The sequence below is a fragment of the Ornithinicoccus halotolerans genome (genome assembly GCF_009602535.1).
GTDB classification, from domain to species: Bacteria; Actinomycetota; Actinomycetes; order Actinomycetales; family Dermatophilaceae; genus Ornithinicoccus; species Ornithinicoccus halotolerans.
The window spans coordinates 1-1,619 of sequence record NZ_WIQI01000200.1 but is presented as its reverse complement, the minus strand read 5'-3'; the positions used below and the strand labels follow the sequence as shown (position 1 = coordinate 1,619).

Here is a 1,619-nt window from a genome sequence, read left to right as displayed (position 1 = left end):
CCGGCGCGGGCGGGCGCTGCGCCGCCGGCTCGGCACCAGACTGCGGCCGGTCACCGGTCGAGCCCTGCGGCAAAGGGTCGCCGGTCTCGGGGTCGCGGCCCCGCAGCCGGCGCCACAGCCGCGCCACTCCCGGGAGCAGCTTGACCAGCTCCAGGTCGGGCGCCCGGTGGACCGGCAGCCCGTCGACGAGGTCGTCCCCGGCGGGGTAGCCGGCCAGCTCGCGGGCCGAGGCGAAGATCCGCACCTCGGCCCCGGCCTCGCGCAATGTCGCGGTGGTCTTGAGCACCCGGGAGTCGGCGTGGGCGTCGTTGTAGACCAGCAGCGCGATCCGCGGCCGGCGACCGTGGCGCCGCGGCAGCGTCGGCACCGGCAGCTCGTGCGCCTCGGTGACCGGACTCCCGGCGGGGGCGACGGCCTCCGGCTCCGGCTGCGTGCCGCTACCGCTCATCGTGCCTCCTCCTCCCCCACGTGCTGCCTGGTCACCGGCAGCCTAACGGCCTGGTGCCGGACGCCCTGGCGGCGCGGTGGCGGTGGTGGTTGGGCCCGCCAGCGGGGGCTCCGGCAGCGAAGTCGAGCAGCATCCCGCGAGCCGCTGCCCTAACCTAGCCGCGGTGCGTCTACTGCCAGGGTCCAAGGTGCAGCCCGGGCAGCTGCTCCTCGACGAGCGGCTGGCGGGTGTCGGCATGCTGTGGTGGCGCGCGACCCATCCCTCAGGCCTCTCCGCGCTGCTGGTGAAGGTCCCCGGCCACGGCGCACGCCAGCTGGTGTCGCCGCCGGGCCGGCCGGTCCTCGCCGGCCCGCCCCCCTGCCCGCGGACGCAGCCCGAGCGGATGCTGACGGCCGCGGCCTGCGGGGCGGCGTGGCTCTACCTGCGGCGGGGCGGCGAGAGCGACCGGGCCCGGGCATGGGAGCTGGCGGTCGAGCTGACGGACCGGTTCGGCGGGGACCACGAGGAGCGGTGGTGCTGGCTGCTGGACCAGGCCCGCGAGACCGCACCGTTCCCTCGGTGGGAGGACGCCTCCCAGGACACCTGCTGAGCGCACCGCCACGCCAGGACGACCGCACCGCCCACCCGCCGCTACCAGCCGGCGGGCCGGCGCGCGGGCGCCCCACCCCTTCGGTCAGGAGCGCTGCGGAAGACCGAGGCCGGTTCGCTCCCCCATCTGCTCCAGCGTCAGCCAGACGCACAGCTCGGCCCGGCCCGCCGTCTGCCCCTCGGCGCAGGTGCGGAACAGGTCGCCGTCGGCCCAGGTGCCGCCGAGCTCGGTGACCATGGCGTAGGCGGCCTCGGCCTGGTCGGCCAGCGCCGGCCGGTCCAGCCCCTCCTCGGCGTGGCGGACCAGCAGCGCCCACGCGGCGTCGGCGGTGTTGTCCTCGGCCATCGCCGACTCGCTATCCCGGTAGAAGTCCTCGACGAGCTGGTCCAGCGCCATGCCGAGCGCGACCTGCCGGGGGGTGGCACGGTCGCGAGCGGCCAGGCGCTCCCGCTGGGTGGAAGCCGTGGTCATGCGGTTCCCTCTCTCGGTAGCAGCCGGGGCCGGGCGGCGCCCGGCTCGGCCGTGCCCTCGACCACCACGTCGGTGCCGTCCTGCCAGGCGTTGCTCCCCGTCGTCACCGCC

General features: G+C 76.8%; 3 protein-coding genes. 1 reads left to right on the top strand and 2 read right to left on the bottom strand.

The annotated features are described in order from the left end of the window. Positions 1 to 448, bottom strand: a 448-nt coding sequence (locus tag GFJ45_RS15990) for a hypothetical protein (RefSeq protein WP_228387212.1), incomplete at its 3' end; no start/stop codon positions are given. 163 nt (positions 449 to 611) lie between these two features. Between GFJ45_RS15990 and GFJ45_RS15985 the strand changes: the two genes are divergently transcribed. Continuing rightward, positions 612 to 1,037 (top strand): hypothetical protein, encoded by a 426-nt coding sequence (locus GFJ45_RS15985; protein ID WP_153399072.1) that lies wholly within the window; start codon positions 612 to 614, stop codon positions 1,035 to 1,037. A gap of 84 nt (positions 1,038 to 1,121) precedes the next feature. On the opposite strand, the gene GFJ45_RS15980 is transcribed toward GFJ45_RS15985, so the two are convergent. Continuing rightward, a complete protein-coding gene (locus tag GFJ45_RS15980; RefSeq protein WP_153399069.1) occupies positions 1,122 to 1,508 on the bottom strand; it encodes a hypothetical protein in 387 nt (128 codons plus the stop codon). Positions 1,509 to 1,619: the final 111 nt, after the last annotated feature.